The organism is Lacrimispora sphenoides (assembly GCF_900105215.1).
GTDB classification, from domain to species: domain Bacteria; phylum Bacillota; class Clostridia; order Lachnospirales; family Lachnospiraceae; genus Lacrimispora; species Lacrimispora sphenoides_A.
Map to the genome: position 1 here is coordinate 2,033,514 of NZ_FOIP01000002.1, position 26,676 is coordinate 2,060,189.

General features: G+C 44.6%; 22 protein-coding genes. All 22 read right to left on the bottom strand.

What is annotated here, in order from left to right; translation table 11 throughout:
* Positions 1-50: 50 nt before the first annotated feature.
* Complete coding sequence (locus BMW45_RS26170) at positions 51-971, bottom strand: lipoate--protein ligase (protein ID WP_092250820.1); 921 nt, start codon at positions 969-971, stop codon at positions 51-53.
* Entirely contained in the window at positions 971-2,653 is a 1,683-nt protein-coding gene (lpdA, locus tag BMW45_RS26175; protein ID WP_092250823.1) for a dihydrolipoyl dehydrogenase, read from the bottom strand. Before lpdA ends, BMW45_RS26170 begins: the two co-directional genes overlap by 1 nt.
* A 69-nt stretch (positions 2,654-2,722) precedes the next feature.
* Positions 2,723-3,163, bottom strand: coding sequence for an OsmC family protein (locus BMW45_RS26180; RefSeq protein ID WP_092250826.1), 441 nt, complete (start codon positions 3,161-3,163; stop codon positions 2,723-2,725).
* A 324-nt stretch (positions 3,164-3,487) separates the two neighbouring features.
* Positions 3,488-4,459 carry a PHP domain-containing protein gene (locus tag BMW45_RS26185; RefSeq protein ID WP_092250829.1) on the bottom strand — a complete coding sequence of 324 codons (972 nt, stop codon included), beginning with the start codon at positions 4,457-4,459 and terminating at the stop codon, positions 3,488-3,490.
* A gap of 19 nt (positions 4,460-4,478) precedes the next feature.
* The gene (locus BMW45_RS26190) at positions 4,479-5,738 is read right to left on the bottom strand and encodes an MFS transporter (protein WP_242883328.1); all 1,260 of its coding nucleotides are present in this window, start codon (positions 5,736-5,738) and stop codon (positions 4,479-4,481) included.
* A gap of 11 nt (positions 5,739-5,749) precedes the next feature.
* Positions 5,750-6,748 carry a PHP domain-containing protein gene (locus tag BMW45_RS26195; RefSeq protein ID WP_092250835.1) on the bottom strand — a complete coding sequence of 333 codons (999 nt, stop codon included), beginning with the start codon at positions 6,746-6,748 and terminating at the stop codon, positions 5,750-5,752.
* Positions 6,749-6,826: 78 nt separating this feature from the next.
* Positions 6,827-8,209 carry an ABC transporter substrate-binding protein gene (locus BMW45_RS26200; protein WP_092250837.1) on the bottom strand — a complete coding sequence of 461 codons (1,383 nt, stop codon included), beginning with the start codon at positions 8,207-8,209 and terminating at the stop codon, positions 6,827-6,829.
* A gap of 129 nt (positions 8,210-8,338) precedes the next feature.
* Positions 8,339-9,748 (bottom strand): alpha-L-fucosidase, encoded by a 1,410-nt coding sequence (locus BMW45_RS26205; RefSeq protein WP_092250840.1) that lies wholly within the window; start codon positions 9,746-9,748, stop codon positions 8,339-8,341.
* A 13-nt stretch (positions 9,749-9,761) separates the two neighbouring features.
* Positions 9,762-10,937, bottom strand: a complete 1,176-nt coding sequence (locus tag BMW45_RS26210; RefSeq protein WP_092250843.1) for a glycoside hydrolase family 88 protein — start codon at positions 10,935-10,937, stop codon at positions 9,762-9,764.
* A 92-nt stretch (positions 10,938-11,029) separates the two neighbouring features.
* Positions 11,030-13,195, bottom strand: coding sequence for a 1,3-beta-galactosyl-N-acetylhexosamine phosphorylase (gene gnpA, locus BMW45_RS26215; RefSeq protein WP_092250846.1), 2,166 nt, complete (start codon positions 13,193-13,195; stop codon positions 11,030-11,032).
* A gap of 68 nt (positions 13,196-13,263) precedes the next feature.
* On the bottom strand, positions 13,264-14,097 hold the full coding sequence (locus tag BMW45_RS26220) for a carbohydrate ABC transporter permease (RefSeq protein WP_092250849.1): 834 nt from the start codon (positions 14,095-14,097) through the stop codon (positions 13,264-13,266).
* Positions 14,098-14,111: 14 nt separating this feature from the next.
* A complete protein-coding gene (locus tag BMW45_RS26225; protein ID WP_025233572.1) occupies positions 14,112-15,035 on the bottom strand; it encodes a carbohydrate ABC transporter permease in 924 nt (307 codons plus the stop codon).
* A 146-nt stretch (positions 15,036-15,181) separates the two neighbouring features.
* Positions 15,182-17,059, bottom strand: coding sequence for a sensor histidine kinase (locus BMW45_RS28640; protein WP_242883249.1), 1,878 nt, complete (start codon positions 17,057-17,059; stop codon positions 15,182-15,184).
* A complete protein-coding gene (locus tag BMW45_RS26235; RefSeq protein WP_092250852.1) occupies positions 17,046-18,683 on the bottom strand; it encodes a response regulator transcription factor in 1,638 nt (545 codons plus the stop codon). The genes BMW45_RS28640 and BMW45_RS26235 overlap by 14 nt, the downstream gene beginning before the upstream one ends.
* Before the next feature lie 237 nt (positions 18,684-18,920).
* Complete coding sequence (locus BMW45_RS26240) at positions 18,921-19,496, bottom strand: bifunctional adenosylcobinamide kinase/adenosylcobinamide-phosphate guanylyltransferase (protein WP_092250855.1); 576 nt, start codon at positions 19,494-19,496, stop codon at positions 18,921-18,923.
* Positions 19,496-20,575 carry a nicotinate-nucleotide--dimethylbenzimidazole phosphoribosyltransferase gene (gene cobT, locus BMW45_RS26245; protein ID WP_092250858.1) on the bottom strand — a complete coding sequence of 360 codons (1,080 nt, stop codon included), beginning with the start codon at positions 20,573-20,575 and terminating at the stop codon, positions 19,496-19,498. The genes BMW45_RS26240 and cobT overlap by 1 nt, the downstream gene beginning before the upstream one ends.
* Before the next feature lie 38 nt (positions 20,576-20,613).
* Positions 20,614-22,002 (bottom strand): cobyrinate a,c-diamide synthase, encoded by a 1,389-nt coding sequence (locus tag BMW45_RS26250; RefSeq protein ID WP_242883250.1) that lies wholly within the window; start codon positions 22,000-22,002, stop codon positions 20,614-20,616.
* A complete protein-coding gene (cbiT, locus tag BMW45_RS28645; RefSeq protein ID WP_242883251.1) occupies positions 21,995-22,567 on the bottom strand; it encodes a precorrin-6Y C5,15-methyltransferase (decarboxylating) subunit CbiT in 573 nt (190 codons plus the stop codon). The genes BMW45_RS26250 and cbiT overlap by 8 nt, the downstream gene beginning before the upstream one ends.
* Before the next feature lie 61 nt (positions 22,568-22,628).
* Entirely contained in the window at positions 22,629-24,089 is a 1,461-nt protein-coding gene (gene cobK / locus BMW45_RS26255) for a precorrin-6A reductase (protein WP_092250861.1), read from the bottom strand.
* Positions 24,082-24,822: a precorrin-3B C(17)-methyltransferase gene (cobJ, locus tag BMW45_RS26260; RefSeq protein WP_092250864.1), complete on the bottom strand. Its 741-nt coding sequence runs from the start codon at positions 24,820-24,822 to the stop codon at positions 24,082-24,084. Before cobJ ends, cobK begins: the two co-directional genes overlap by 8 nt.
* Positions 24,819-25,913, bottom strand: coding sequence for a cobalt-precorrin 5A hydrolase (locus BMW45_RS26265; RefSeq protein ID WP_242883252.1), 1,095 nt, complete (start codon positions 25,911-25,913; stop codon positions 24,819-24,821). Before BMW45_RS26265 ends, cobJ begins: the two co-directional genes overlap by 4 nt.
* Positions 25,910-26,674, bottom strand: coding sequence for a precorrin-4 C(11)-methyltransferase (gene cobM / locus BMW45_RS26270; protein WP_092250870.1), 765 nt, complete (start codon positions 26,672-26,674; stop codon positions 25,910-25,912). The genes BMW45_RS26265 and cobM overlap by 4 nt, the downstream gene beginning before the upstream one ends.
* Positions 26,675-26,676: the final 2 nt, after the last annotated feature.

Below are 26,676 nucleotides of genomic sequence, written 5' to 3' on the forward strand. Positions count from 1 at the left end.
TAACATAAAACGACCTGGTGTACAATATTTTTCAAGGTCTTTTCCTGATATTATGAAAAATCAAGATGATTCGAGAGATATCCCTCGATATGGTCCCAGATCTCCTGTTCGTTAAAACGGGTATGATAGAGTTCCTTTTCACAGGCATTAAAATCATAAAGCTTCAAACTATCCGTATTTATTTTTACATTTTGGATCAGGTTATCGGCGATAGAGATAGAAACGGACATCGTTCCAAATGAATATCTGCGTTCCAATTCAACATCAAATTTAGGCGATTGGGCATACATCCAATTGTCAGACGAGAGTATTTTCTCTAATGGCGGCTGAAAATTCATTTTATTAATGGTTTCTATATGATTGCATTCAAAGGTTTCAATAAAAGCCTGGATCACTGACTTGGCAGTGATTTCACTGTTTATTTCAGATAGATTGATAACTCTGCTCCTTACTGATTCGACTCCTTTGGACTCCAGCTTTATTTTTGACGGTGTAAGGGCATTTTCCAGCTGTTCAAAATTTACGTTGACCAGTACTGTACCATGATACATGTAATTATCACCGTCCGTATAATAAGCGTGACCGGAAAATTTTCGGTTTTTGAATAATAAGTCATTTCTGCCGCTAAATTCACAGTCGATCCCAAGCCGCTGCATTGCAGATTGTATTAGCTTGATAAAATGCTCCCGACTGGCTGTTGCCTCTTTTGTAATAAAGGTAAAATTAACATTGCCCTTGTCATGATACACCGCCCCGCCCCCGGAAAATCTGCGGACTGCTTTTATGCCATGTTCCCTTAAATAATTTAAATCACATTCTGCGTATAGGTTCTGGTTCCTTCCTATAATCACAGAAGAATCGTTCTGCCATAGAAACAGATGCAGATCTTCCTCGGAGGTTAAAAACAGCTGATGCTCTGCGGCTATATTAAAACAGGGATCAAATTCTTCGGATATCACTATTTTTTTCATTATTGATGTAAGGCTCCAATTCCAAAATCCAGTGCGGCTTCATGAATCGTTTCACTGGTAGTAGGGTGTGGGAATATGGTTTCAGAGATTTCTTTATCAGTAAATCCATTGGCAATCGCTAAGGTTAATGAGCTGATTAAAGAAGATGCATCGGCACCTATTACTGACCCGCCTATTATTTTTCCTGTTTCTTTGTTCTTAATCAGTTTTAAAAAGCCTCTCGCCTCATTCATCGTCAAAGCTTTTCCGTTTCCGGCAAAGGAAAATTTGCTTACATCAATATCAATGCCTTTGCTTTTTGCTTCGTCTTCACCGATGCCGACGCTTGCGATTTCCGGTGAAGTAAATATTACATTAGGGACTGCTGAATAATTCATTTCTTTATGCTTTCCTAATATATTTTCTACGGCAACAATCCCCTGATGGGAAGCTACGTGGGCCAGTTGAATGATATTTGTTACATCTCCAATTGCATAAATATTGTCAACATTTGTACGCATGGAATGATCCACTTGAATCCCTTTCCCGTTGCCATTTAACAGGACACCGCTCTTTTCAATGGATAATCCGTCCAGATTCGGCTCCCTGCCAATAGCCACCAATACCTTTTCACTTACCACTAAATGTTCCCCGGCATTGTTTTCATAAGTAATAACTGCCATACCGTCAACGGAACTTTGAATTTTCTTAACCTTTGAACCGGTGTGAATGTGAATGTTATTTTCTTCTGCCATATCCTGTATCTCTTTTGAGATATCACTATCTACCATGGTCAGTAATCGATCCATAAATTCAATCACATGGACATCAACGCCTAAATTTTTATAGATAAATGCAAATTCCATTCCGATCACACCACCGCCAATAATGGTTATGGATTGGGGAAGTTTATGATCAGACAACGCTTTTGTGCTGTTCAGCACAAACGGAAGTTCTATACCTGGAATTGCAATATTAGAGATTTTCGAGCCTGTTGCAACGATAATATTTTGTGCCTTAATGATATAATTTTCTTCGCCTTTTATTGTTACTGTATTTTTATCCATAAAGGATGCCTGGCCGGAGATTACATTGATTTCATTTTTTTTCATGAGAAAGTCAATTCCGGAAACCAGTTTGTCCTTAATCTTATCCTTACGGTCAATGACCTGTTTCATATTTACTGCAACCGGGCTGCCTGATTCAATCCCAAAGGCTGACGCATTCCTTACCGTGTGGCAGACTTCCGCAGATTTAACAAGTGCTTTTGTAGGAATACAGCCAACATTAAGACAGGTGCCGCCTAATGCTGATTGCTCAACCAGAGTTACCTTCAGGCCGCTTTTAGCGGCATAAATAGCAGCTACATATCCGCCTGGACCAGCTCCTATGATAAGTAAATCGGCAGTGGTTTCTTTCGCGGTTTTCTGTGAGGCACAATCACAATCAGTTAACGCAGCCTCTTTGACTTCAGGATCCTCCGCGATTTCAAACATCTCAGCATTCGATGCTATGTCCATGCCCTCTTCACATAATATCTTACTAACTGTTCCATCTGATGCGGCTTTAATCTGGCGGTTTCCTTTCGCCGTTTCTATTTGTACAAGGATATCGCCGGCAGCGACCTTATCGCCTGTTTTTACATTTATTTTACCTACCTTGCCCGTTTTTCCACCAGGAATTATTGACATTTTAATAAGCATAAATTTTCTCCTTTTCTATAGAAAAAGAGCCAATTTTATATGATAGGCTCTTTTTGCTTTTAATACTATTTAATCAATTGCAACACCGGATAAAACTAATTTTACACCGTTAGATAAACAATCACCTACAGGGCAGGTATTCTCGATGAACTTTGCAAACTCTTCAATTTTTTCTTTTGGTTCATTTGTTTTAAAATGCATTACAAAGCGAATCTCCTGAAAACCATTTCTTACATCAGCCAGTCCCATAAATCCGTCTGGATCAAGATCCCCTTCCAACTCAACATGGAATTCCTCAAAAGTAATATTGTGAGCTGCTGCAAATGCTTTTGCCACAATGGTCTGGCATGCGCCCAGTGCGCATAACAGGGCCTCCACAGGGTTCATAGCAGTATCGGTACCACCCAGATCTTCGGGTTCGTCAAAATGGATTTTAAAACCTCTTGAATTTGTTTCAACCTGTAACCCCTCTGGCAATGCTTTTGCTGTTGCTTTAAATGTAGTCAACATAATACCATCTCCTTTTTTAATATGTATTCAATAGTAACTTCTATTTGTTAATAATATAACACATACGAACACAAAAATCAATAGTTAGCTAAGCATATATTTTTAATCTTTTTTACTACGATGCATATTTTTCTGCAATAAGTCAGATCAAGACTGATAAATTCTTTCTAATATAACCTGTAACTCAAATAAAAAAAGTTCCTTTCCGATGAATATCGGAAAAGAACTTTTTAACATGATTAAGCAGCGAAGCGTATTGCGAATATCCGATTGACTATGGCAACGGTTGCATGATCAGCCGGGCCGTCTCTGCAGTACCCGGATTCACTCCAGCTCGGAAAGAAAATAAGCATTGCTGTTAGCAAAAAGCCCCTTTTCATCCTTGCATTCCACCCGGATATAGGTTTCGTTTCCTTCAAGGAGAAACCTTGCTTCTGTGAGGGGTTCTCCCTGCACAGCCGCTCTTTGGCAGAATCTGGCACTGTCCGTGATTCCGCAGATGGCCTGAACCGGTCCGGTCTTCACCACAAGCTCCCTGCCCTCTACATAAATCTCTTTTATCTCCGGTCCCATGGAGCTGTAGAAATGGCCTTTCACCAGCGCATTGATAACAGCAGCATAGCTTAAATCTTCTGTTTTTATCATGGTGAAGCCTCCGAACGAATCGCACATGGGATCATCAAACGGATGACTGTTGTGATTATCGTCTGTTGCCAGGCACCACAGCCGTTTTCCCAAATGAAGCATCTCATCATAAGACTGGGGATTATAACCATACAGTCCGTCAAGCTCGCATCCGTAATTGTAGATTTCCATGGCAAAGAGCCCATTTAAGCCTTTGTAATCGTCATAGGTCTGCAGAGACCAGTAAGGATGGTTATAGCAGGCAAGAAATCCCAGTTCCTTCATTTCCTCTAAATATCTGTTTATGTAATCAAAGTCTCCGTACCTGCGTTCCGGACATATCCCCTGCTCCTTCCTGGCCCGCTCATAACCGGGAGCAGTATCGTACAAATTAATGTGATACGTCTTGTCCTCCGGACGCAGTCTGTCCGAACTTACCTCATTGATATCCACTTCTACGGCAGCAAGTGCCAGGAATTCCTCATCGTTTAATTCTTCATGGTTCCGATAGATCCTGTGATCCGTAAACGCCATAATCTGATACCCATGCTTCTTATAGTGTTCCTTAGCCTCTTCAGGCGTCAATCTTCCATCTGATATGACTGTATGGCTGTGAAGGTTTGCTTTATAAAACCTTCCGGTCTCTGGTAATAAATAAGTTCTGCTATTCAACCTGTTTTCCTCCCATCCCTTATATACCGTTTTGCAAAAATCGCTTCCACCGGGCTTTTCCGGCCGTGCAGGCCACTGCCCCCAAAAGGGCGATGATGAACCAGATAAAAATGGTGGCATCCCAGCCCACGCTTTCAGACAATACTCCGATTCCATAGGCGGAGACTGCTCCTCCCGCATATGCGGAGGAATTCAAAATCCCCGAAGCAGTGGAGGATTTTCCGTAAGGAGCGAAATAAATAGGCACCATGCTGACCAGCATGGTATTCACCGCCATCATCGCCGTGGTTGCAAGACCAAATAAGATCAGCACTGTTACCACGGATCCTCCATGATAAAGCCGTAGCAGAATCAGCGCACCCGCGCAAAGGACAAAAAATGAAGCGGATGTGGCGGTCTCACTTTTGAAAATCTTCCTGTTTGCAATGGAGGCCAGATATACACCGCTTAAGTTAAAAATCGGTATGACCGTGGTGCTGATAATAGAAATTACGGATTCCATATGATATTCTTCGCGGATAAAGGTAGGAATCCAGGTGGTTACTCCATCCTTTAAAACTCCCTGAAACATCAGTCCAAAGCAAAAGAAAATCATTCCGGAAACCAGAACTAATTCCCACATGGAAACGTCTGCCTGTTTTTTATTCTGTGAAACAAGGACCTGGTCTTCTAAAATCCCGTTTTCTTCCAAATCCTTTCTTATTTTTCGGCTGCCTATAAACCAGATCAGGCTGATGGCCGCCAGACACAGGGAAGAGAAGAAAAAAACCGTTCTCCAATGGAATTTCCATACAATGAGTGCCGTCAGCCCATAGGCTGCAAACGTACCGATGGGAACGCTGCTGTTAATGTTAACACAGAACTTTTTCTGGCTGCCTGTGGGAATCCAGTCGGAAAACAGTTTGATGATCGGCGACCAGATCAGCGACTGAAACAGTCCATTGACACACCATACCACCGCCATCTGCCAGACGGTTCCCGATAGTCCCATGATTCCATTGCAGATTCCTGAACCCAGAACCCCTGCAAAGATCATCTTATAAGGTTTTTTCTTATCTCCCAGTATTCCGCTGAAAAGCTGCCCAACTCCATAGGAAAAAAAGAATGCGGTTCCTATAAACCCTGCCGCTCCCTTTTCAAAACCTTCTGCCCTGATAATTTCCGTTAAGCAGGCCGAATAATTCAGCCTCCCAAGATAGGTAGAAAAATAAGCTGCCCAGCATAACCAGAACAGCATGGACTGCATTTTTTCTGACCCGATCTTTTTCTGTTGTATCATTGTGTCCAACCTTATGTCTCCTGCTCTGTGATAGATTTTAAAGGCAGATCCTTCAGAAAATATGCATTGGAATTTGCATACAGTCCGTCTTCACTGCGGCAGACTACGCGGATGTAGCCTTCCCTTCCCGTTAAAGGAAACCTTGCTTCCTCCAATGATTCTCCTTTAAGCGCAATTTTCATGCGGCAGTTCTTGCCTTCCATTTTCATATAAATCTTCTCTACAGGGCTGGTCTTTACAACCAGGTCCTTGCCTTCGATGTAGAGGGAATGAATCTCAGGACCCATGGAGCTGTAGAAGTCTCCTCTTTTTAAGGCCTGCATCACCGCCGGATAAGTAAGCTCCCTTGCCCTGATCTTTATAAAGCCTCCGAAAGAATCACTGAGCGGATGTCCCATGGGATATTCATTCTTGTTGCCGTCTGATGCCAGGCAATAAATTTCCTTATGACAGCGCAGCATCTCATCGTAAGCCTGGGGATTATAGCCATTCAATCCCTCAAGGTCGCTGTGGTAATGGTAAATTTCCATGGCAAAAAGTCCTTCAAGTCTTGTATAATCATCATAATTCTGCATAGAACGGTATGGGTGGCAGTCACAAGCCAGAAAGCCCAGCTGTTTCATTTTCTTTATGTAAGCATTGGCGCCCAAGCCGCCATCCTTCTGGCTTTCCGGTCCACAGTCTCCTGCCTTCTCTTCCTGCATCTCATCCGGGCTGCCGTCATAGAAATTCATATGAAACGTTCTTTCTTCTGCCTGAACTCCGTTCATAGGATCATTCTTTATGTCTGCCCCAAAGCCTGCCAGGGCCAGAAAATCCTTTGAGTTCAATTCCGGGTGAGGGCAATATTTCCCGTGATCCGTATAGGCTACGATCTGGTATCCCCTTTTCTGATACTCCACTTTCACTTCTTCAGGTGTCAGCTTTCCATCGGAAACTGTTGTATGGCAGTGCATATTCGCTTTATAAAAATCCCCCTCCCTGGGGAGAAGATAAATCCGTTCTTCCATTGCTCTTCCCTTTCCTGCCGGTTCTTTCTACATTGGAAAGAAAGTACTGCCATAATATATGGCAGCACTTTCTTATTATTACTCTGCTTCTTTTATTGCTTCATTCGCTCTTTCCTGAATGGATTTCATGGTGTCTTCCAGTGACTTTTGTCCCTGTCCGTATAACTGACCCTCCTCGGTATAGATCTGTCCGATGGTTGTATCAGCGGTACCCATGATCTTTTCATTTAAATACAGTCTGCTGTTGTCAAACCAGCCTGCCATAAAATCTTCTACGGTTAAGTTGTCATCTTTAAATTTAGGAAGCAGGCTGCTTTCAATATAGGATTTTGCTTCGTCCTCTGTTAAGATCTTTGCAGGAACGCGTCCATAACCTAAAGTATATTTGTTTTCGCAAATTGTTTTGATTGCTTCAAATGCTGCTTCTTTGTTCTTAGAGGTCTTAGGAATCGCATAGCAGTTTGTAATTGTCAGGGAAGAAGGTTCGGAGCCTTCCGGATAAGGCATCGGAAGAATTCCCAGTTCCCAGTCTCTTGGGTATTTTTCCTTATCAGATAAGGCGCTTGCTACCCAGCCGCCGTATACGTACATACCGATGTTTCCGTTTACCATAAAGGAGTTATATGGATATGTACCGGAAGCCAGATCCAGGCAGTTAGGCTGGATCTTTAATTCATTGCCCAGGCTATAGAACCACTTCATAGCATCCGCATATGCCGGATCATCAAAATTAGCAGTTCCATCTGCCTTATAAGGGGATAAGCCCTTCTGGTTTGCCTGCAAATAGTTGCATGCAACATCATCGCTCATAAAGGAGCCCCAGACATTGTTATCAGGATTGTTAAGCTTTTGAGCGGTCTCCACATATTTTTCCCATGTCCAGCCTTCAGCGGTTGGATATGGAACGTTTGCTTCATCAAAAATCTTCTTGTTATAATAGGTCAGCCAGATATCTTTTTCTGCTGGAATTGCATATGTCTGATCTTCAAATTTTACTGTTTGACCACCATATACGGTCTCCATATCATAATTATCTGCTTTTGCAAACTCATCCATTGGCTCTAAAACAGCAGCTTTGTAGAATTCTTCTAATTGAAGCGGAGTTCTGTTTACAATGTCCATTTCTTCGCCAGCCATTAAGCTTACAAGCACCTTGTCCATTTCACCGGCTTTTGAAGTAGGTGTGATGAAAAACTCCACATTAATGCCTGTCTTTTCTTTGATTAAGTCTACCATCTCTTTTGTTTCAGCGCCAGTTGCAGCGTTATCTGTCAGTGCCCATTTTACGGTAACACCATCGTAGGGTTTGTCGCTGTCTGCTTTTTGAGTGGTATCCGCTGCTTTACTGCTGTCCGCACCGGCCTTAGTATTATCGGATGCTCCACATCCGGCAGTACCTAAAACCATCGTTGCAGCCAGGCTGAAAGCAACGCCTCGTCTTAATGCACTTCTTAATTTCATATCTGTTACCCTCCTTTTGTTTATAACCCTATTATAGCTAACATTTTATCTGGTTTATATAGGTTGTATTTTAACTTTATATGTTAATTTTATCATTCTATTGGTTTTTTCAAAAGAATACCGATTTTTTTATTCATATATACCAATAAACGAAAGGACGGGTTCAATCCTTGAATCTAAAATTTGTATAATCAGCATATCTGATTCTATCTGAGGAAAGCGGGCTATTTTTTTATAGCCGACGGTAGTTCCCTTATATATGCTGACAGGGCTTCCATTCCTCATTGATAAAATTTCAAAAGCCTCAATTCTCTGGCTTTTTAATATGTTTTCTTTTAAAATAACTGCTGAAATCTTTTGGGGCGTATCCCAGGAAATCTTAAATTCTGCCTTTGGACCGTTTCCATGGTAACAGGTTTCATAATCATCTTTATATACGCTTTTAGCTGCATTCCATTCATTTTCTTCTTTGACCAGAATTTCAGCTCCTTCTGTCAGGTTATTCCCATATCTATTATTTATTTCCCTGCCCAGTTCCTGAAGCCTTTTTACATCTTCCTCATGAAGCTGACCGTTTGGCATCGGGGGAATATTCAAAAGAAGTGTTGTATTCCCCCCTACGGATTTTTCATAAATATCAATTAAGTTTTCCAGAGACCGGACTTTATCATCCTCTTCCGGATGATAAAACCAGCCTGGTCTTATGGATACATCCACTTCTGCCGGATACCAGATCAAGTTCTGTTCTTCTGCTAAACGTTCCCTGCTTCCTAAATCCTCTTCCATATTGCTTATGACTCTTTGCCGGAAAGAGGGATCATCCGTATGCTGGCTTAAAGCTGCAATCCGCTCTGCCACAGATAAATCTGCCGGTACAACACTCCATTCACTGGGGCGGGTATCACCTGCCTCATTGCCGCACCAGCGAACATCAGGCCCGCTTACGGAAATACAGGCTTCCGGCATATAGTTTCTTACGGTATCGTAATAACGCTGCCAGTCATAAACCTGTTTTTTACCATTCGGACCTTCCCCGCAGGCACCGTCAAACCATACGCTAAAAATATCTCCATATCCGGTAAGCAGTTCTGTAAGCTGTGCTACGAAATAATCATCATATGCCTTTCCCTGTCCATAGGTTTCCTGATTCCGATCCCATGGAGAAAGGTAAATGCCAAATTTCAGACCGGCTTTTTTACAAGCCTCTGATACTTCTTTAACAATATCTCCTTCTCCATTCCCATAAGGACTGTACTTCACAGAATGATTGGTGTATTTACTGGGCCATAAGCAAAATCCGTCATGGTGCTTACAGGTAAGGATTGCACCTTTCATTCCTGCCGCCTTAATCGCTTGAATCCATTGATCTGCATCCATTTGATCAGGATTAAAAATTTCAGGTGATTCGGTTCCATATCCCCATTCCGTTCCGGTAAACGTATTTACCGTAAAATGAAAGAATGCATAAAATTCTGTTTTCTGCAGCATGACCTGCCTGTCGGACGGTACAATGTTTATAAGTCTTTCATCTAATCTCATTTTACTCTCTTTTCTACCAGTAAACCTTCCACTGTCCTATGATCCGTACAAGCGCTTCTGTATAAAAGTAATCCCCCCACAGGGTACATTCATCAACTCCGCTATCCATTACCGTGTTATAGGGAGAACTTTTGGCATAGGTGGAATGGAGCAATATTCCGTTGGTATTTTCGCCGGAATGGTATAAACAGTGCTTTGTCAGTGCTTTTATTAAACGTTTTGCCTGCTGAAGCAGATCCTTTGCTTCCTCCGGTTCCAGATATTTTGCCATCTCAAGCATACCGCAGGCTGCTATTGCTGCGGAAGAAGAATCTCTCGGTTCCCCACTGCCATCGGTAAAATCAAAATCCCAATAAGGAACCAGATCCTTTGGTAAATGCTCCAGAAAACACGCTGTGATCTTTCGAAAGCTTTCCAGATACATTGGATCTGGACAATATTTATAAGCGATTGCAGAACCATAGATACCCCACGCCTGGCCTCTGGCCCATATGGAACCATCTCTATACCCTTGAGCCGTTACTCCGCGAACCGGATTTCCAGTCTCCGGGTCAAAATAATAGGTATGGTATGTAGAAGAGTCTTCACGGACTACATAGTTCATGCTGGTTCGAATATGGCGAAGTGCAGTTTCACGGTATTTTGAATCCTTCGTTTCCTCAGACGCCCAAAATAATAGCGGCATATTTAAAAGACAATCAATAATTAACCGGTATTCCTTAGGATCCCCCAGAGTTCCCCAGGCCTGAAAGAATTCTCCTTTATCCTGAAAACGTCCCATCAGGTTGTCTGCTGCCATCAGTGCAGTTTCCCTTGCCAGCATGTCACCAGTAAGTTTATAGGCAGCCACACAGGAGGGGGTATATAAAAAGCCCATATCATGATGGTCTACTACAATTCTTTTGATCAGCCGTTCCCTAAAGCCTGGGACTTGATAAAGGGCGGCTTCCTTAAAAGCCGCCTCCTTTGTCTGTTCATATGCAAGCCACAGCTGTCCGGTCCAAAATCCATTGGTCCAGTCATTGTTTTCTGTGGCAGGATATATCTGGTTTACACTGCTTGCCCCCGGGAAACTATCATAAAATTTTGAAATATTATTTCTAATGCGGGCAACCACATGATCCAGCGCATGATGCGCTTCCTCTACGGTGATCGCCTCATATGTTTCAAGTGTTTCCTTTGTCTGCATAATGATAACGGGCCCTTTCTAGTCTTGTATATCCGATTGATTCACTCGGATGCCAATCGGATATTTACAATCCGCATTGCTGCTTGATGAGGTTAAAATGAAAACCACAAAATATCATTTGCCTTTAACTGCATGGAGCAAGCCTGGCCATTTCCGTCATAAATCACGGTTTCCTGAGGCTCATACGTATTGTTTACGATACAATATTTGCCGGTAGCCGGATAATAATTGACTTCTACATGATAGTTGCTGCTATACCATTTCTTCATCTCCTGCTCCATGCCTGCAGCCCAGAAGATTGCACGGTAAAGCATTCTGGAATTCTCAAAGGAATAGGGGATTCCGCTGATATATACGCTTCTTCCGTCTCCAAACTGGTTGACAGCCATCTGGACATCTTCCCCTTCCTTTTTTAAGATCTCTGCATCGGAAAGAGCATAGATGTTCTTCATCCCCTCCCCGAAATCAATGGCTTCGGAGGAATCCTCTGTAATAAAATGGCTGTGTTCTTCCCAGTTGTATTTATCTGTTGACATAGAAAAGCCCACTTCTTTATTTACGCCCAGCACATTAGCCAGGGTAAAATACCTGCCCTGATATTCACAGGCAGACGGCTCTCCCACTCCGATCAATCCGCCGCCCTGTGCAACAAAGGCCTTTACAGCGCTGGTGACTTTAGGATTGGTCCAATAGGTTCCGCCGCTGGGAGCCGTATAGGCATCGCCAACATTGATGACTACCTTGCATTTCTTTAATACATCCGGATCTGCGATCACATCCTCAAAGCTTAAGAATTCCACATCAAACGGCATTCCGCTTAAGGCTTCCAGCACTCCGGCATAGGAATAGGTCTGTTTATAATCAATGGCATGGGCTACCATATGAGTTCCCCAGGAACGGATCTTTCCCCAGGAATTCAGCACTCCCACCTTAAAGTGGCTGTACGGGCTTTGTCCCCCCACATTTTCATAAAGAAGGCGGAATTCATCGCAGACCTCTTCTATATACTGGATAAAATCAGGGAATTCCAAAGCCAGCTTTAAGTATCCGCCATATCCAATCCGGTCTACCGGTTTCCTTAAGATAGCCCGCCTTGCTGTTACCCAGTTTACCTTTGCCTCCTTGATCGGATCGCCGCCTTCACAGAATACATCAGGGAAGAAATAAGGTAAAAAGCGGCCTTCTGTATATTTTACTCCCGGAATATCGGAAATCAGGCGAAGGGTGGTGCCGTTGCCCACGCTTCCCACAACCGCATCCAGTCCTACGTTTTTAAAGTACTCTCCAAATGGTTCCGTACCGATCCAATGATCTCCTAAGAACATCATGGCTTCCTTACCGCAATCGTGGCAGATATCCACAAGAACCTTCATGAGCTTTGATACCTCTCTCTGCTGAAATTCCTGGAAATCACGGAACTCCTTAGAGGGCACCCGGTTGGTATTGTTATGATAGCCTTGGTCAATGATATATTCCGGACGGAAGGGATAGCCCACCTCTTTTTCAAATTGCTCTAAAATATAAGGGCTGATACTGGCGCTGTATCCAAACCAGTCAACGAATTTTTCTTTTGCATATTCATTAAATACAAGAGTGAACTGATGGAAAAACGTTGTAAAGCGTACTACATTGCTGTCCGGGTTTTCCTCCATCCAGAGTTTTAATTTTTCAATTACATGGTCCTGGGTTTTTGGCTGGCGCACGTCAAAAGTGATCTGATGCTCCACATCCTGCCAGTCGTTGGTAATAAAATTATACATATGAACTGGATCCCAGATAATAAACGCCAGGAAACTTACCGTATAATCGTGATATCTCTCCGGATTGGAGATTATGACCTCCTGGGTATTTTCATCATATCCCCATGCACTTGCAGCCAAAGGCTCTCCTGTTGTACGGTCCACTACCTCCCACCAGCGTTTGATGTCGTGAAGGGTGTTGGGCTTTAACTGATCTTTATACAGATGCTTCATAAGCGGGATGCGAAGCTCTCCCTCTTCCATTGCCGTGTAAAACTCCGTCATCAAATATACCTGCTGGACCTCATCCGGGTTTTCATTTGCCCATTCGTTGTCCTTTCTGGTGGTATAATAGGTGGAGTAGATCTTAACGGGCATCTTCTTAAGCTCATCCGGCATATTCGTTCCGTCACAATCCCGCAGAGCATCGGCTCCCCATCTATTGGCAATCTCCTTTGTCTCCTGAATCATATCCACATCCGTGGGAACAGTGACTCTTCCGGTAAGTTTTTTTTCCATCTTATATCCCCTTTCTTTTTATCCCTTTTTCATTTTCAGATCATTTTAATACACCTTAAATATCCATATTATCCCTTTACACCGGAGGAAGCAACACCTTCGATGAAAAATTTCTGGCAGAATAGGAAAGCAACCAAAATCGGCAAAAGAACTACCGTTGCTGCTGCCATCTGAGCTCCGTAATCCTGGATCAGTCCGGAGGAGAACAGCTTCACTCCAACGGACAGCATCTGCTTATCCATGGTTGATATGTACAGATACGGCCCCATATAGTCATTCCAGGACCAGGTAAAGGAAAACAGAGCCATGGTAGCAATGGCCGGTTTTGCCAATGGGAAAATGATTTTCCAGTAAATCCGCAAATGGCTGCAGCCGTCAATTTTTGCCGCTTCACTGATGGAGTCCGGAATCGAAATAAAGGACTGGCGCAGCAGGAATACAAAATACACATCCACACAGCTTGGCAGGATCAGCGCCCACATGCTATCCAGAATATGTAGATTTTTAAAGATCATGTATCTCGGTATGATCATAATGTCGCTGGGGATCATCATGGCTGACAGGAGTATGAGAAAGATTACGTCTTTTCCCCTGAATTTAATTCTTGCAAATCCATATGCCGTAAAGCTGACAAAGAATATCTTGATCGCAATGGTAAGAGCCGTCATGACCACCGTATTAACATACCATTTCTGAAAGTTATAAATGCCATTTGTAAACAATGCTTTAAAGTTCATCAAGGTGGGGTTATCCGGAATTAAATGCCATGGAAACTTCATGACTTCTCCGCTGACCTTAAAGGAAGAGGAGATCATGAACAGAAACGGAAAATTTGACGCCAGCCCGATCAACAGGATAAATACTGTAAGTGCTATCTTTATACTTTTCTTTTTGCTTTTCAATTGAATATCCTCCCTTAATAATTAACCCATTTTTTCTGCCCGCGCCACTGGATCAGTGTTACGATCATAACAATCACAAACATGACAAAAGCCATTGCACTTGCCAGACTTGTCTCATATTTCGTAAATGCAGTACGGACAATATTTACGGCCATAACCGTGGTCGCCTGTCCCGGACCACCCTCGGTAAGGGCCTGTATGCAGGTAAAGTTCTGGAAGGAACCAATAATGGAACTTATTAAGAGGAAAAAGGTGGTAGGAGAAATCATCGGTATAATAATGTTGCGAATTCTCTGCCATTTTGTTGCTCCGTCGATCTGCGCCGCCTCTAGGAGCTCGGAGGGCACCTCCTGCAAAGCCCCAAGATATACCACCATGTTAAGACCCACGCTCTTCCATACGGATATCATGGCTACTGTGGGAAGAGCCAGCTTTAAGCTCTGTAAAAGCAGCGGCGGGTTAAATCCCATATTTCTTAGAGCAATGATCATGGGGCTGTTATTCCCAAGCAAAACCTTAAAAATTACGGCTACTGCCACCATGTTGGACACATAAGGCATAAACACCATGGAGCGCATTGCTTTTTTCATATAGATCCCATTGTTCAGCATAAATGCCAGCACAAACCCAAGGATCATGATAACCGGCACATAAACCAGGGAGTATTGAAAGGTTCTTAACAGGGAATTTAAGATCTCCTTGTTAGTGAATATTTTTATAAAGTTCTGTAACCCTACAAATTTAAGGTTATCCAACCTTGTAATATATTTCACGTTTAAAAATGACATTACAACTGCAATGACAAAAGGAATGCCGGTGAATACAGTGAAAAAAATCAGGTAGGGGGAAATAAACAGCCACCCATACCTGTCTTCTTTTTTCTGGGCTAGTGATGTCTTTTCTTTTGTTTTGGATATTGGTTTTATTTCCTTGTTCATAGGCCTGCCTCTCGCTTTTTATTTTAGGGAGAAAGGCTTATGGGAAAATAACCTTTCTCCTACTTATATTCTAACGGATTTTTTCCCGATAAACATAGGCCGATTTTTGAATTTGTTGGCTATTTTCGCTTTTTATCCTGTTTTATTTATTTTTCCTTTAAATTGCCCTCCTCATCAATATCCTCACCGGTAATTCTGGGGATCCGTATGACGGTTAAGGTTCCTGCATCCTTTTTGCTGTAGATGGAAACAGCCCGGTCCACTCCAAAATACAGCTTGATCCTGGATTCTACGCTGTGAAGCCCGATTCCGCTGCTGCGCCGGTTCTGCTCTTCCTCTTCCTTTCCTGCTTTTCCAAAACGGATCTGATCCCGTATTTCCTTTAACTTCTCCCGGTCCATTCCACGGCCATTATCCATAACTTTAATCATGACCCATTGGCCTTTTTCCTTGACCGTAAGGTGGATCGTCATGGGATGCTTTAGGCCTGTCATGCCGTACAGGAAGGAATTTTCCACCACCGGCTGCAAAATTATCTTTAAGGAAAACAGTTCATGGATCTGCCGCATGTCCGTCCGAAGGTCGAATTCAAACTCATCCTTATAACGGTTTTTCTGTATCTTTACATATGCCATAAGGTGCTCGATCTCATGTTCCATTGGGACGATTACCTGCCCTCCGCTTATGGATAAGCGGTACATCCGTCCAAGAGAAGCGGCCGTGCGCCCAATGTCCGGCCTTCCTGCATCATTGGACATCCATACGATGTTCTCCAGGGTATTATAGAGAAAATGGGGATTGATCTGGCTCATGAGCACTTCCAGCTCCAGCTCTTTTTTCTTCCGGTCAGACTGAAGTTTTTCAATGATATTGGTATTGATCCGTTCCAGCATGGAATTGTAATAGCGGACCATATCTCCCACTTCATTTTTCTGTTTCACATCAACATAAGCGTTTAAATTTCCGCCATACACCTCTTTCATTGAGATGTTAAGCTTTCCGATGGGATCCATGAAGCTTTTGTATAAGTACAATATCATCATGGCGCAAAAGCCGACGCATGCCACCATAACCAGGAAAATCCTGTAATACAGCACATCCACTTCCTTTGTAACAGCTTTTACAGGTACTACCATAACGATCTTCCAGTCATTTACGTCGGAGGACTTTACCTGGATCATTTGATTTCCCAAAGCATCCCACCCATCTTCTAAATCGCCTGTCTGTTTCAGAAACTCATCTTTCAGCTTCCCGGATATGGTTCCTGCCTCCACCACCTTTTCATCACTGGAGGAAATCAGACTGCCGTCTCCTGTGATCACATAAATATCGCCTGGTATGGATTCTGCCAGTTCCTTATATTGTTCGTAGACAGCCCGCTCTTTTAAGGCAAACACCTGCACACATTCATATCTTCCCTTTTCCCAGGAATAGATTCTTCGGATGCCCATAACAGCCTTTCTGTCCCTGGCCTCCTCGGGCTGGTCACTGAGAAGGAAATTATCCTGTAGGGGATACCAGCGGAATTTCATTAAGAGGTCGGGGTCCTCTATGTTCATAGCCTGCAGCTTCCTGACCACTTCTTCCGTATCGTTATTGGGGTCCAGAAAATTAAATAACTCTCCCTTGTAAGTATACATGGCGCTGATCCTCGCCCGCTGGTTTAACATATCATAAGCGCCGAAAATATTGCTGTAAATCCTCACAATATCAAGCTTCTTATACATTGGTTCCGTTGGAGAATATTCTTTTTCAATGTATTTATTCAACTGGTCATTGGCCGCAAAATTGTCGGAAACACTGTAAATGTCCTGAATCTTAGCATCAATTTTATTGGCAATATCCGTGATCCGGCTCTGAGTCGACCGCATATACTCCTGTTTCATAACCTTTCGGGTATGCCAGAACAGTATGGTGATGATTACCACAACCGGAATCAGCACCTGGAGAATGCCATACAGCATCCTGCGCTTTAATCCGATATTCCTTTTCTTTGCCTGCCCCTTACCCTTATTCATCTTCATTGTTTTTCTCTGTATTTCCTCCCTCCGGCTGGAGAATGTTCCGGTACTCTTTCGGACTTATCCCATACTTTTTCTTAAACAGCTTAATGTAGTTGGATACGTCTGCCCAGCCCATTTCCTCGGAAATTTCATAGATCTTCCTCCCTGGATCCGAAAGAAGCTCCTTGCTTTTTTCCAGTCTTTTTGTAATGATGTAATCACTGAAATTACACCCAAATTCATTTTTAAATATTTTGGAGATATAGGCAGAATTCTTATGCACCTTTGCCCCTACATATTCTAAGGATATCTGATTGGAATCGTACTCCTCATCCACAATCTCCCGAATCTTCTGGGCAAGGCTGCTCTGACTCTTCCATTCTCCCTTCATGCCGGCCATTTCTTTGGAAACCTCCCGAAGGATCCTGGATAAAAACTCCTTTTTCTCATGGAGACTCTTTAAGGGATAAATGTCGGTATAGGTGCAATCCAGCTTTTTCATCACTTTTTCCAGGCGGACACCATAACGCAATAACGCACGGGACAGATTAAACAGCAGCTCAAGGCTTAGGCGGTTAATGTAATCATAATCCAGAATCACCTTTCCTTTAAATACTGAAAAAATCCCATTTAAAATGTCCTCAGCCTTATTTTCCTCCTGCTCCATGATTTCCTTTAAAATCTGGCCCGTATCAAAGGAAATCGCGTAGTAATCAAAATCAGCTTCCTGTATTTCCTTATAGGATATGACCAGATTTTTCCCCTCAATGTAGATTTTTTGGCTGGCACAGCATTTGGCCTGTTCATAGCACTGGGGAAGCATCTGAAAATCCGTATAAAAATTGCTGATACCGGCATATATAGGTATGCCGCTCTCCTGTAAGACCACTTCTGCCATGTTCTTTACATAAGAATGCAGTTCTTCTTCCCGGGGCTCCTCTCCGGCGCTTAAGATCCCGGTTATCTTCTCCTCAAAGTTCCAGATATAGGTTCCGGCGATCCCTTCTTTGGAAACCCATTCGTTTAATGTCTTCTCCACCATCATCTGATCCTGATAATAGGCGTTTTTATCTTCCGTATTCGGCACATCCAGATGGAACAGTATCACGCCATACCAGTTTTCTCCCTGGCGGAAGAATTCTTCTTCCATCTCTTCTTCATGATAGCCATATCCCTTGATCAAAGCATTGTATTTCCTTCTTAACTTTAAATTCCTGCTCTCTTCATAGGCTGACTTTAATTCTTTTTCTTCTAATTCCTTTTTTCGTTCGTCGTCAAGACGTTCTTTTATTCTCCGGAAAGTCACTTCAAATTCATCAAGGTCCGTGGGCTTTAGTAAGTATTCCATGACCCGGTTTTTAATGGACATCTGCAAATATTCAAAATCATTGTATCCGCTTAAGATAATGATCTTGATTTCCGGGTAATGCTGATTTAAATGCTGCATCAGCTCCATCCCATCCATTTCCGGCATCCGGATATCGGAAAGTACCACATGGGGCTTATCTTTTTCTATTTGTTCCAGGGCTTCAATTCCATTTCCGCAGACGCCGCTGATAACAAATCCCCACTTTTCCCATTCAATGCTGTTTGCGATTCCATATGCAATCGCCTTTTCATCTTCCACCACCAGTAGTTTATACATCTCATCCCTCCATCCTGCCATATTATATAACAAACTCTGTAATTATCTCAAGCTTCTTTTCAGTTTACCTGCCGGATAAACCTTCCAGCTGCTTTTCATCGTCAAAAAAATCGTTATGCGAATGCTGCGGTAAGCAATCGCACAACGATTTTATTCCGTGGAAGAGCCAGCTGATGTATCTCCTTTCAGCCTATGCCAATGCCTCTTTGAGAAATCATTATAGTAACTCTTTTTACCTTACTTCTTACCTGGCTTCTTGAAGTCCCTTCTCTTTTTCATCATAATGGGAATTCCGGCAACTACCTCAATCACCTCATCGGAAATTTCTGCTATTTTCTGGTTGATCTCCCCAAGAACCTTGCGGTAAGCCATAGTCTCCATGCTGTAGTTATCTCCATCGGAGAAAACCTCATTTGTCACGATGACAATATGTTCGGCTTCCTCCTTTAGCTTCCCGATTCCTTCTAAAATCTCCGCAGCAGCCAAAGTTCCCTCTAAGCATGGGGCTTCCCCCTCTTCTCCCAGGCCAAAAAGCTCATTGGATACCAGATTTGACATGCATTCTAGTAGAACCACCGACGGCTGCCCGCCTAGATCCAGTTTAAGTTCCTTTAAATCGCGGTAACATTCTATGGTTTCAAACTGCTTTTTTGCCCTCATCTGCCTGTGGCGTTCAATCCTGCGCCTGCATTCCTCATCCCATGGTTTCATGGTAGCAATGTAAATCCGCCTCCCCTGTCCCAGGCTCATGACCAGGCTTTCCGCAAATTCTGACTTTCCGCTTCCGCTTCCGCCTATCACCAGAGTGACCATTATACGCCTCCCATGGGCTTGTACGCCTCGATCTGAATGTCTTCAAAGGAACTCATTGATCCATAAACGTCTGCCGCCATAAGAAGAAGGGGGATTGCAGCCACTGCTCCGGTCCCCTCTCCCAGACACATACCTGCCTGTATGAGGGGTTTGAGCCCTAGTTCATCAAGAAGCATCCTGCCTGCTGGCTCCGCTGAAACATGGGAAGCCAGCATAAAGTTCCGGCAGCCAGGATACATATGGTCAGCCGAAAGAGCAGCGACGGCGGAAATAAATCCATCCACCAGTATTGGGATCCGGTAAATGGCACCGCCTAAAAACACACCGGTAAGCCCTGCCAGATCAAATCCTCCCACGCAGGCAAGAACATCCACCACATCCTGACATGCCGGGCTATATTGTTCCACAGCCTCTTTTATCACTTCAAGCTTCCTTTTTAAGCCTTCGTCATTTAATCCTGCCCCTCTTCCGGTCAGTACTTCCGGCGGTTTTTTAAGAAGCATAGAAGCGACCGCACTGCTGGTAGTGGTATTTCCTATGCCCATTTCTCCGGTTGCGATGAGCTGATAGCCTTTTTCTGCAAGCTCCCCCACCAGTTTGATACCGGTTTCTATGGACCGGATTGCCTCCTCCCGTGACATGGCAGGCTCATTCCGGAAATTTTTTGTCCCGTAAGCGATTTTCCGGCAAAGGAGAGGGTGACGGGAGCCGGGAATCAAATCCCTGGCAACTCCTATATCCACAGGAAATACATCCACTCCTGCCCGGTCTGCCATGATGCAGACACTGCTGTTTCCATTTGTCATGTTCTCAGCCACTAGGGCGGTCACTTCCCTGCCGGTCTGGGTGACGCCTTCCTCCACGATCCCATTGTCTGCGCAAAGGATGACTAGGGCCCGTTTCTCCATATCTGCCTTTGTCGTTTCTCTTATTCCTGCAATCTTTATGATATCATCTTCCAGAACGCCTAAACTGTTAAGCGGCTTCGCCACCTGCGACCACCGTTTACGGGCCATTTCCATGGAGGAAGCGCTGGAAGGACGGATCTGTGAAAGATATGTACTTAATTCATCATTCATTGTTAGAAGCCTTTCCTAGTCAAAGATTTTTCCATCGATTATTCTTCCCCTTCCCTGAATCCTTTGCAGGCCTCCACAAAACGCTTTGGCAGTACAGGGTTGGAAGGGTAATAAAAATGGGGAAAGCCTGCCAGGAGATTTCCTTCCCCATGAACGCAGTCCCAGCTTTTTTTCCCGCCTGGTTTCTTTGCTTCCATACAAGATCCGTTATTCGCGCTGTCCCAATAATGGAATTCATGCCCCCGGATGGGCTCACCCTTTTTCAAAAATAGGGTATCCGCATTGGGAAATGCCTCAAAATAACCAAACCTTAACAACCGTTCTGTAGGGAATGCCTTTCCTTTTATAATACCGGACATGGGATATGTTTTATGGTCCTTTGTTTCCAGCTGTTCATGAAGATACAGGAATCCTCCGCACTCAGCCAGTATGGGAAGGCCGCGTTCTGACGCCCGCCTTATTTCCCGGAGCATGGATTCATTCTCCGAAAGCTCCCGGCAATAAAGCTCCGGATATCCGCCGCCAAGCAAAAGGCCGCAAATCCCTGAAGGCAGCTTATTATCGTGGATCGGGCTAAAGGGTATGAGCTTTGCACCCATCTCTTTTAAAAGCCTTAAGTTTTCCTGATAATAAAAGCAGAAAGCCTCATCTAAGGCAAGTCCTATATGCACTTCTTCATCCTGGGGTGCCTGGAAAACCTGACTTTTTAATCCACCTGGAAGAGAAGGCAAAGGCTTGGCATCCTGGGCCAGCTTTATCAGTCCATCGATATCTATCGTGGTTTCCAGCTTCATAGCCAGATGATTCAGCTGATCTTTAAGACCCTTTTGTTCTCCTGGCAGAACGAGCCCTAAGTGGCGGCTGTCCAAAGCCCCCTCCTCACATTCCGGCAAATATCCGTAAACATGTACACCCAGCTCTTCCATGGCCGGTTTCAGCCGTTCTGCCATGACAGATGATGTCCGGTTTAAGATCACGCCATTTATGTGACTGTTATCCTTATATTCCAGGAAGCCTTTCACCACCGCGGCCAGGGACAGGCTGGCTCCCTTGCAGTCTAAAACCAGGATCACCGGCACATCAAGGACGCATGCTACCTCATAGGAACTAGCCTGGGTGGTGTCTCCTCCCACCCCGTCGTAATATCCCATAACACCCTCAATGACGGAAATCCCTGCTCCTCTAGCCTGATCTAAAAACTGTTCCCTGACCTGCTCTTTATCCAGGAAATATGTATCCAGATTTCCACCGTCAATGCCAAGCACATATTTATGAAACATGGGATCAATGTAATCCGGACCGCATTTAAAAGACCGGCAGGACAGCTTCCTTAGCAGTAACGCATTTAAAAGCCCACAGGTCATCATGGTCTTTCCGCTGCCGCTTTTAGGAGCCGCAAGCATCAGTCTGGGATAGGAATTATCCAATGTCGTTCCTCCCTTCCCCGCCAAAGGAAACCACATAAACCGGATTCTGCCCCATCATCAGATGGTAGTCCCCTGCTTCCCTTCCTTTGGATATCTGAACCTGAACGATTTCTGCCTTGACAGAATGCATTTTCAGCCAGGAAAGGATTTCTGCAAGGGACTCCAGAGCAATTACATTGATTACAATCCTGGTCCCTGGATTCTTCTTTAAAACCAGGGATAGTACTTGATCCATGGTGCCGGAAGTTCCTCCGATGAATACGTGAGTAGGCGCTTCAAGAGCGTCTAATGCCTCAGGTGCGGTTCCTTCAACGATTTTCAGGCAGCTTGCTCCAAATCTTTCCTTATTGGCCTTTATAAGATCTACGGCTTCCGCCTTCTTTTCAATTGCATATACCCGGCCTTCTGTAAGATACCGGGACGCTTCTATGGATACGGAGCCGGTTCCAGCCCCTATATCATACAGGACGGAGTCAGGTTTCAGTTCCAGCTTTGATATGGTGACAGCCCTGACCTCACTTTTCGTCATGGGCACATCTCCCCGGATAAATAGTTCATCTCTCATAAATTGCCTCCTAATGAATCTCATGCGGATATGCCTGCATATCTAGTTATTCTTTTAAACCTTACCTCTCTATTAACACAGCAGACAGCATATCAAAATCCTGCCCTTCCAGCTCCTCAGGGGTTCCAACGGTTATCCGTTCATCCGGATAGGAAAGTCGCTCTCCTACGGACAGCCTGACTTCATGAAATCCCTGTTCCTTAAGAAGGCGGCACAGACTTTTCACCGTATTGGTTCCGTCTAATAAGGCAAATACCCTGGGATTAAGGGTTAATTCCTTTATTATGTCGCAGGTCCGGCCATGAAGGCTCACAAGCCGCACATCCTCCCAGTCCGTTTTCAGCCGGGAGCACAAATAAGAAACCGATGAGATTCCCGGCAGAACCACCGTATCATATCTTTGACAATATGGTTCCTGGGCCAATGCTTCCGCCATCTTTTTGGTCCCGCTGTAAAAGCCTGTGTCACCGGAATACAGGATTCCGATCCTGGCATACTCCTCATGCGCCTCAAGCCAGGGCAGAATGTCTTTACTGGTATAAAAGGGTATTTTAACAGCACGGGAAACTACAGGAGAGATGCCGGAGAGCATCCGCTCTGCACCGAAGATCACATCGCATTGCTGCAATTCCTTCCACGCCTTTACGGTCATCTGATCCTCTCCGCCCATGCCGGTTCCGATCAGGGATACCGTTCTCTTCTCAGTCCGGATCTGAAGCTCCGGCATTGCCTGAGACTGGGCGTTCTCCTCTTTATAATCGGATAAAAGCTTCTTAGCCTCCCTGACAGTCATTCCTTCTTCTTTTCCAGGCCTTCCTATGACAACTGCCGTTATCCCGCATTCTGCCGCTGCCTCCATCTTTTCCGGAAAACCTCCCACATGTCCGGCTTCTTTTGTCACCAGACAGCTAATGTCATACTGTCTTATCATGGCCCGGTTCATCTCGGCGGTAAAAGGGCCTTGCATGGCAATCAAATGTTTCCCCTTAACCCCCAGCTGCTCACAGGCAGAGATTACGGAAAGGCCGGGAAGAACTCTGGCAAAAACCCGTTCTTCCCAGGAGTCCAGTTTGGTAAAGGCGGAAAGCTCCTTGCTTCCTGTTGTGACAAGAATATTTCCAGGTATTTTTTGTAAGGCAAGGACCGCTTCCTCTAAGTCACTGACACACACAACCTTTCCTTCCCCCTGATCTTCCGGCTTTAAATCTTCGGAAGATTCTCTTACAATCCTTATGCAGGAAGTTCCTGTACGGTTGCAGGCGGTGTGTATGTTCTCACTTGCAAGCGTGGCATAGGGGTGAGTGGCATCAAGCACAAGAGTGATGTCGTTTTGCCCGATAAAACCTTCCATCTCATGGGCAGTCATGGGTTTCTCATGAATGTGGAGATACTGACTTTCCAAAAGTACTGACCTTCCATATCCGGTAGCCACACTGACCCATGCATTTATCTTCTTTTCATGGCAGTATTCCGCCAGAATCCGGCCCTCCGTGGTGCCTCCAAATATTAAAACTCTACACATTTTTATATCCTCGTGGTGTTACCATTCTGTCATTGATCACTTTTGTCATGGAATTTCCTATATAAACAGTGGTAAACATATCTGTCTGGGTATCTCTTAGTGCTTCCAGAGTCATGACCGCCATTTCTTCCTCTTCCCTGCCAATATTTTTTACAAGGCCGCAGATTGTTGACCTGCTTTTGTATTCCATTACGATCTCACAGGCCCGCTTCAAATAACCGGCCCGCTTTTTACTGGAAGGATTATAAAGACAGATGACCATGTCTGCCTGGGCAGAAGCCTTAAGCCTGTCTTCAATTAATTCCATGGGAGTGAGCAGATCGCTTAAACTGATAACCGCAAAATCATGACCCAGAGGAGCGCCTAAAACGGCACCTCCGCTTAAAGCAGCAGTCACTCCGGGTATGATCTCAATCTCAAGGTCTTCTTCTGGCTGGGCCATCTCAAGGATCAATCCGCTCATGCCGTAAACACCTGAATCTCCGCTGCATACCATGGCTGCGGTTTTTCCCTTTTTTGCTTCCTCAATGGCCATCAAACAACGCTCCTGCTCCTTGCGCATCGGCGTAGTAAGCATCTCCTTATCCGGAAAATGCTCCTTGATCAAATCTATGTATACAGTATACCCTACAATGACCTCACTCTCTTCCAGGGCCTTAATGGCCCTTATGGTCATATCCTCATAGGAACCTGGTCCGATTCCTACCACGTAAAGTTTTCCTGACTTTGTCATAAGTTACCTCCTAATGAATTATGCGGATCTAGCTGCACCTTCCAATCCCGGGCAGCCACAGCTGCCGTCACCCCGTCTGCCGCCTGTTTTTTTACCAGCAATTTACCGCCGCCCAATTCCTTTACGCAGGCAAGGGCCGCCCGTTCGCATACATTATCAACTCCGGTGACCTGCTTGACAAAGGAGGAGGAAGTAAATTCCCCTTCAGTTTCCTCAAGCACGACCGCCGGATAAGTGTAATACGGGACTCCTTTAGAAGCAGCGAACTGGCAGATCCCCTCTTCTTCCTTCTTTAAATCAATGCTGGCACACGCGGCCAGTGCTTCCGGGGATAAGTCCCATTCCTTGAAAAACCGGCCAAGAACCCTTTCTATGGTTTTGGCAGGAACCCCTTTTCTGCATCCGATTCCCAGAACCAGAAGCCTTGGAACCAGCTTTAAGGATCCCTTAAGGGGCTCCTCTTTCCCGCTCTCCTTAATGGTGATCCAAAGATTTGCACCACAGGCCTCCCCTGGGATAAGCCCGGAAGGAAGCTTTCCTGAAACCGGAAAATCGCAGTGAAATCCTACAACACCCTTAAGAATGGCTGAGGAAATCATTTTTATCTTTCTTAAATCTGTAATGACCAGTCCCTGCTCCTTGGCAAACAGGTCTACTGCAAATCTTCCATGAATGTCCGTGGCAGTGGTAATAACTGCCTGACCGCCTGCCATTCCTGCCAGCCGTTCTGCCAGCTCATTGGCTCCTCCCAGGTGACCGGATAAAAGGGAAATGGAAAACCTGCCCATATCATCCATGACCACCACGGCCGGGTCTACTGCCTTACTCTTTAAAAAGGGGGCAATTGCCCGGACTGCAATACCAGCCGCTCCAATAAACACGATCCCTTCCTTCTGTAAAAACTGCTCCCTGGTCCATTCTGACAGGGATGCAGAAACAGGGATCATGAGATCCCCGTCAGGGCAGGACTTAAGAAGCCCTTCCGGTCCATAGGCTTCGCAAGGCTGTCCTGCTTTTAATAATTCTTTAACCAGCTTTACGCTGAGCCTGGCTCCTGCTTCCGTAAAGCAGATGATCGAAAGCTTCATCATTCAACCCCCGTTCCCTTCCGGTATTCCGTAGTAAAAACCGGGTCATAAAGCTTGGAACGTTCATAGCCGTTCTGGGCTACCGCATTGCCCACAAGAATCAGGGCTGTCTTCTTTATATTCTCCCGTCTGGCACTTGCACTTAAGCTTTCCACCGTACAGCTTATGGTCTTCTCGTCCTCCCAGGTGGCCTTATAGACGATAGCGGCAGGAGTATCCGGAAGATAACCGCCCTTTATCAGTTCCTCTGACAGCTGATCCAGCATGCCGGTACTTAAAAAGATTACCATAGTAGCTCCATGTGCCGCAAAGGCTGCGATGGATTCCCTCTCCGGCACTGGTGTCCTGCCTGCCATGCGGGTAATAATCACGCTTTGGGTAATTTTAGGAAGGGTATATTCCATTTTAAGGGAGGAGGCTGCACCGCAAAAAGAGCTGACTCCCGGACATACATCATAAGGGATCCCTCTTTCCTCCAGTTCATCCATCTGCTCTCTGATTGCGCCATAAATACAGGGATCGCCGGTTTGGAGCCTTACCGTCATCTTTCCTTGCCGCTCCGCCTCCGCCATAACCGCAATTACTTCCTCAAGGGTCATTTTGGCACTGTCATAAACCTGACACTGGGTTTTTCTGTATTCCAAAAGGGCTGGGTTTACCAAAGAGCCTGCGTAAATGATCACATCCGCCCTTTCAAGCAGCTCCTTGCCTCTCACTGTAATTAAGTCCGGCGCTCCCGGACCTGCTCCTACGATATGTACCATAC